At 73.4% G+C, this 6006-nt stretch carries 5 protein-coding genes, 1 pseudogene and 1 riboswitch; of the genes and pseudogenes, 2 read left to right on the top strand and 4 right to left on the bottom strand.

Annotation, left to right across the window (positions count from 1 at the left end; all coding sequences use genetic code 11):
- From AB0G13_RS25210 to AB0G13_RS25200, 3 genes and pseudogenes are all read right to left on the bottom strand, one after another.
- The coding region (locus AB0G13_RS25210) for a GNAT family N-acetyltransferase (protein WP_357878802.1) at window positions 1-425 on the bottom strand (425 nt) is incomplete at its 3' end.
- A gap of 432 nt (window positions 426-857) precedes the next feature.
- Window positions 858-2144: a threonine synthase gene (gene thrC, locus AB0G13_RS25205; RefSeq protein ID WP_357878799.1), complete on the bottom strand. Its 1287-nt coding sequence runs from the start codon at window positions 2142-2144 to the stop codon at window positions 858-860.
- 10 nt (window positions 2145-2154) lie between these two features.
- A riboswitch (SAM riboswitch) is annotated at window positions 2155-2290 on the bottom strand.
- 120 nt (window positions 2291-2410) lie between these two features.
- Window positions 2411-2817: pseudogene (locus AB0G13_RS25200) on the bottom strand (DoxX family protein).
- A gap of 175 nt (window positions 2818-2992) precedes the next feature.
- Here AB0G13_RS25200 and AB0G13_RS25195 point away from each other — a divergent pair.
- Window positions 2993-3739: a hypothetical protein gene (locus AB0G13_RS25195; RefSeq protein WP_357878796.1), complete on the top strand. Its 747-nt coding sequence runs from the start codon at window positions 2993-2995 to the stop codon at window positions 3737-3739.
- A gap of 21 nt (window positions 3740-3760) precedes the next feature.
- On the opposite strand, the gene AB0G13_RS25190 is transcribed toward AB0G13_RS25195, so the two are convergent.
- Entirely contained in the window at window positions 3761-4741 is a 981-nt protein-coding gene (locus AB0G13_RS25190; RefSeq protein ID WP_357878793.1) for a hypothetical protein, read from the bottom strand.
- Between the two features lie 437 nt (window positions 4742-5178).
- Between AB0G13_RS25190 and AB0G13_RS25185 the strand changes: the two genes are divergently transcribed.
- On the top strand, window positions 5179-5997 hold the full coding sequence (locus AB0G13_RS25185) for a DUF4232 domain-containing protein (RefSeq protein WP_357878790.1): 819 nt from the start codon (window positions 5179-5181) through the stop codon (window positions 5995-5997).
- Window positions 5998-6006 lie beyond the last annotated feature (9 nt).

The following is a 6006-nucleotide window of genomic DNA, read 5'->3' as shown; positions in this document are numbered from 1 at the left end:
GACGCGGCGAAGGCGGCGCCGGCCCCGGACCGGGCCGGACCGCCGGGCAGCGCGGCGACCGCCATCGCCAGCACCCGCTTGCGGCCCCGCTCCCGCAGCAGGCGTACGGCGTGCCCGTGCAGCGCGCGGCCGACGCCGCGACGCCGGAACTCCGGGTGCACGACCACCTCGGCGGTGGCGTTCTCGGTGTTGTCGAGCTGCGGCAGGTCCAGCGCGACGTAGCCGGCCGGCACGCCGTCGAGGCGGGCCAGCGCCCAGAGCGGATCGTTGCCCGGCAGCGGGTGCCGGATGGCCGCCTCGAAGCGCCGCCGGCAGAAGGGCGGGAAGTCCGGCAGGTCGGCGTCGTTGGCCGCCGCGCCGATCCGGTACGCCTCGTCGACCGCGGCCTGGTCGGCGGCGTCGAGCGGCACGATCGCGATGCTCATCGGCTGAGGGTGCGCCACCCGACGACGATCGGGCCAGCGAATTAACCGCTGGCCCGATCGGAAGTTGGTCGGGAGGGACGCTCGCACAACGCCTCCGGCGTTGGGTCGCAAGAACTGAAAGTCTCCGGCGAGACGCCCTCCCGCACGGAGCATCTTGCGCCGTCCGGTTACTGCCGTCAAGTCCTTGTCGGCGCGTTTTCCGCACTCACAGCGAAAACCCAGTTACCCCCCGAATCCCCCACTCCACCCCTCCCACCCGCACGCAACCCCTCGAAACGCCCGGCCCCCGGAGGGTCCCCGCTCCGCGTCGATCATGAGGTTTGCGGCACCGCTCGCGATCAACTTCGCCGCCAACCTCATGATCGACGCGGAGAACGCCGGGGGGGCAGGAGGGCAGGGGGGTGGGGTGGGGTGGGGTGGGGTGGGGTGGGGTCAGCCCAGGAGGCCGGCGTCGCGGGCGGCGCGCAGGGAGGGCTTGATGCGGTGGGTGGGGCCGACCTCGCCGGCCACCGCGTCGAGGGTCTTGAGGCCCTCGCCGGTGTTGAAGACGACGGTCTCCGCGGCCGGGTCCAGCCGGCCCGACTCGACCAGCTTGCGCAGCACCGCCACGGTCACCCCGCCGGCGGTCTCGGCGAACACGCCGGTGGTCCGGGCCAGCAGCCGGATACCGGCGCGGATCTCGTCGTCGTCGACGTACTCCATCCAGCCCCCGGTGCGGCGCACCGCCTCCAGCGCGTAGATGCCGGCGGCCGGGTCGCCGATGTTGAGGGACTTGGCGATGCCGGTCGGCCGGACGGGGGTGATGGTGTCGGTGTCGGCGTGCAGGGCGGTGGCGATCGGGTTGCAGCCGGCCGACTGCGCGCCGAACACCTTCCAGCCGCCGGCCGGCGCCTCGACCAGGCCGATCTCGACCAGCTCGGCGAACGCCTTGTCGATCTTGGTGAGCAGCTCGCCGGAGGCCATCGGGATCACCACCTGCGCCGGGATCCGCCAGCCGAGCTGCTCGGCCACCTCGTAGCCGAGCGTCTTCGAGCCCTCGGCGTAGTAGGGGCGGACGTTGACGTTGACGAACGCGGTGTCCTCGAACTCGTCCGTCTCCACCAGCTCGCCGCAGAGCCGGTTGACGTCGTCGTACGAGCCGTCGATGGCGACCAGCTCGCCCCCGTAGACGGCGGTGGTGATGACCTTGCCCTGTTCCAGGTCGCCGGGGATGAAGACCACCGACGGCGCGCCGGCCCGGGCGGCGTGCGCGGCGACCGAGTTGGCCAGGTTGCCGGTGGAGGCGCAGGCGTAGCGGTTGAAGCCGAGCGCGCGGGCGGCGGTCAACGCCACCGAGACCACCCGGTCCTTGAACGAGTGGGTCGGGTTCGCGCTGTCGTCCTTGACCCAGAGCGGGGCGGTGATGCCCAGCTCGGCGGCCAGGTGCGGGGCGGCCACCAGCGGGGTGAGGCCCGGGTCGAGGGTGACCCGGGTGGCCGGGTCCTGACCGGCGGGCAGCAGCGCCGCGTACCGCCAGATGTTCCGCGGACCCGCCTCGATCTGCTCCCGGGTGACGGCCGCCAGCGCGGCGGCGTCGTAGTCGACCTCCAGCGGGCCGAAACACTCGTAGCAGGCGTGCTGGGCGGCGAGCGGGTAGCGGGCCGAACAGGCGCGGCAGACCAGGGCGCGGGCGGGGCTGGCGGTGGTGTCGATGCCGGAGGGGGCGAACGTCGACGTCATGTCGCGGGTCCTCTCATCTTTCCCCGCATCGCACCCTGCGGCGGGGACGGAATTGGCACCTGCCCCGCCGGTCGCTCTGCGGTGAGCGCGCGGGGTGGTTGCCGGGGCGTCGTCGGGCCGTATCCCTCAGCCCCTCTGGATGAGGTATGCAGTTGTGCCGTCGAGTCTAAGCACCCGCGCAGCCCGGATCGACGGGAGATCCCACGCTGTGAGCGATCCCGCAGCCGCCGGCCAGGGCCGGCGGACCCTTCCTCGACGGTACGGATTCAGGCGGTCACCGAGCGGGAGCCGCCGGGGCACCGGGCACGCAGCAGGGTGTCGACCGCCCACGCGCCGGGGCCGAACACGGCGATCAGCAGGAACGACCAGCAGAACAGGACGGCCAGCTCACCGCCGTTGCGCAGCGGGAGCAGCGCGTCGGGCTGGTGCACCACGAAGTACGCGTAGGCCATCGAGCCGGACGCCAGGAGGGCCGCCGCCCGGGTCAACAGTCCGACGAGCACCAGCCCGCCGCCCACCACCCCGGCCACTCGCCGAGCGGGACCGCCTCGCCGGTGCCCCGGTTTCCGCCGAGGATCCCGAGCAGCGAGGCCAGACCGTGGCAGAGGAAGAGCAGGCCGACGACGGCGCGGAACAGGGACAGGGCCGGGCCACCGATCCGGTCAGCAAGCATCAGGGCACCTCCGGGCAGGACGACGGGGACGACACCAGAATGCCGTCGGACATTTGACGGTGTCGATTGAATCCCCCTCTTTGGGAACGCTCCCACGGCCAGCCGACGCACCGTCCACAAGGGCGCTGGCGCGGGCCCGTTACGGTGCGGGCACATCGACGGAAAGGAACGCGCGATGCGTCGCAAGCTCGTCCCGGTGGTGGCGCTCTCCATGGCCTGCCTGCTGGTCGCCACCACCGCCTGCTCCCCCGGCAACCGGAAGAAGCGGAACCGGTCCGTCGACCGGCCGGCCGGCGCCGCCGCGAAGCGGGACGACGTCGACACCACCCGGGCGACCCCGACCCCCCGCCGCACGGTTGACGGGCTCACCTGCCTCGAACTGCGCAACGCCCGGGTCGGCAGCCGGAAGGTCCGCTACCGGGAGTACGCCGCCCCGATCCGCCTCACCGACGGCCGCTGGTCCGACCGCGGCGGCACGACGGTGGCGTTGCAGAGGCCGTGTGCCGTCGGCGACCTCGACGGCGACGGAGCGGACGACGCGATCGGCGTGGTCATGCTCGACGGCGGCGGCACCGGCCGCTTCTTCACCCTCGCCGCCTGGCGCGACGTCAGCGGCGAACCGGACTACCAGGCCCAGGTCGACCTCGGCGACCGTACGCCGGTGGAGAGCGTCAGCGTGCGCGACGGCAGGGCGACGGTGGTCTACCTGACCCGGCCGGCGGACGGCCCGATGGCGGAGCTGAGCATCCGGCGCACCGCCGTCTACCAGCTCAGGGGCACGACGCTGGCCGAGCTGAGCCACACCGACGCCCGGGTGGTCGGGGCGTCGAGCGACGGGGGCACCGCCGACGCCCCGGACGCGGGGGACACGGTCCCCGCCGCCGACTTCCCCACCCGCAAGCGCAGGTCCCGCTCCCGCTGATCTCCCCGCGACCGTGCCACCTCAGTCCGGGACCGGTCGGTGGACTGGTGGCCTCGGCAGCCGTACGAGTTCGGTGGACGGGCAACCCTGCTGACTCACCTCGCCGAGGCAGCCCCACCCCGACCCCGGAACGCGCTCGAAGTACTGGACGGGCTGCGACGGGACGGCCTCGGTGGTGAACGTGCCGGCACCGCTCGGGATGCGCTGCTCGTGGGAACCGGTCGTGTCGGTGTACGAGGCGACGATGTGCCACTCACAGGTGTGGGTGGACACCTCCGGCTGGATGCGGAACGCCATGTTCGACTGACCGTTGCCCAGCTCGACGACGTTGCGGCGGAAGTACAGCTGGCCCTCCTGCGGCTCGCCCTCGTCGAGGACGTACGGGCCGTGCGGCTTGTCCGTCGGCCCGCCGGTCAGGTCCCACAGCAGGCCCTGCCGGGACTCAGCACCCGCCGGGGGGATGACGACGACGGTCTGCGCGGTGGGTGCGCGGCACGAATCCTTGACGGCGGTCATGTTGTTGATCGTGAGTCCGGCGGCGCGGTCGCTGTTGAGGTTCAGGTCGAACGTCTGGGCGTTGCCGCGATTCTCGTTGCCATCCTCGAAGGGCGCCACATAGGACGCGCGCTCGACGATCCGGCCGCCGAGCGGCTTCATGAACTCCCATACCCGCGACGCATCGCCGTTCAGGGCGGTCAGGGTGGCCTGCTCGCCCTCGGTCAGCGGCCGGTCGAGCAGCACGGTGAAGGCCTCGGGCAGGTACTGGTCGTAGTCGAGGGGAGTGGCGGTGGACGTAAACGCGGGTTGCTCACGGTCGACCGCCTTCTGAGCCTGCCTGTCCGAGCGGGCCCGATCGGTGGCCGTCGACCGGTCCAGGAGAAGGTTGGCGTGGTAGGCGAACAGCACGCCGACCACGAGGACGACGGCGGCGGCGGTCACGTACACCGCACGCTGCTTCGGCGGGAGCCCGCGGAACCCGGGCAGGCGTTCGTCCGCCAGCACGGCCCAGGCCTTCGGCCGGGGCGACGGCCCGGCCGGCTGCTCCGGTGGCGCTACGGGCGGGGACGACGGCTCAGCCGGCGGTACGGGCGGAGACACGGACGACGGCTCAGGTGACGACACGGGCGGTGACACGGACGACGGCTCAGGCGGAGACACGGACGACGGCTCAGGCAGCGGCGCGGACGACGGCTCAGGTGGCGGCGCGGCGGGCGGAGTGTCCATACCCGATTCTCACTCACAGGCGCCACGTCACTACAGAAACCGCCTGTGGCGGCGTCCGGCCAGGAGCGTCGCACCTGTCGCCGTCGCCTCGCCGGGGGTTCCGGGCCGGTGATGTCGTAGACGATTCAGCTCGACAGGCACCGCAAGGGTGACCCGCTCCGGCCGGTCGCACCGATGGGGCAGCCCGACAGCGCCCGCCGGACCGTCACCGGGCGATGTCTGGGGATCGGCGGCGCACCGGCCGGTGCGATGATCGGGCGATGGCACTCCCCGCACGCCGACCCGTACGCCGGCCCGTACGCCGACCCGCACGCCGGCACGCGGGCCGACCCGCACCGCGCTCACGCGACGGCCTTCCAGGTCCGGCACGGACGGTCGGGCTCGCGATCGCCGGCCTCGTCCTGCTCGGCGCCTGTGCGCCCGCGACCGACCCGCCGTCGGCCGGTCCGCCGCCGGCCACGATGCCCGGCACGACGCCGACAGCGACCGCGTCGGCGACGGCGTTCTGGGCCACTCCCACGACCGGCTGCCCGGCATCCGGCGTCCGGATCAGTTCGCCGGGCACCAGCGCCGCGATGGGTCTGCGCGCGCTCGGCCTGGAACTGGTCAACTGCGGCACGGAGCCCTACCGGCTCGACGGCTACCCGGTGCTGCGCCTGTTCGACGGCGACGGCAACCCCATACCGGTCCGGGTGGTCGACGGGGCCAAGGAGATCACGTCGGGCTTCGACGACCCGCCCCGGCCGCTGACCCTGGGGCCCGGCGAGCGGGCCGGCGCCGCCGTGCTCTGGCGCAACCTGGTCACCGATCCGACGGTCGTCGCCACCAACGGCGAGCGCCTGGAGGTCGCGCCCGCCGTGGGCCGGTCCGCGCAGGCCGTCGGCCTGGACGGGCCGATCGACCTCGGCAACACGGGCCGGATCGGCGTCAGCGCCTGGAAGAAGCGGGCGGCCGACCCGGCATCGACGCCGACCCAGCCGGCCAGCCCGGTGCCGGACAGGCCGGCGCCGGGCAGCCCCGTGCCGCTGCCGTGAGGCGCCCGG

The sequence above is a fragment of the Micromonospora sp. NPDC023633 genome (genome assembly GCF_040640035.1).
Taxonomy (GTDB): domain Bacteria; phylum Actinomycetota; class Actinomycetes; order Mycobacteriales; family Micromonosporaceae; genus Micromonospora.
Note: the sequence above shows the minus strand (reverse complement) of the source record. Positions and strands in the feature narration are given on the sequence as shown.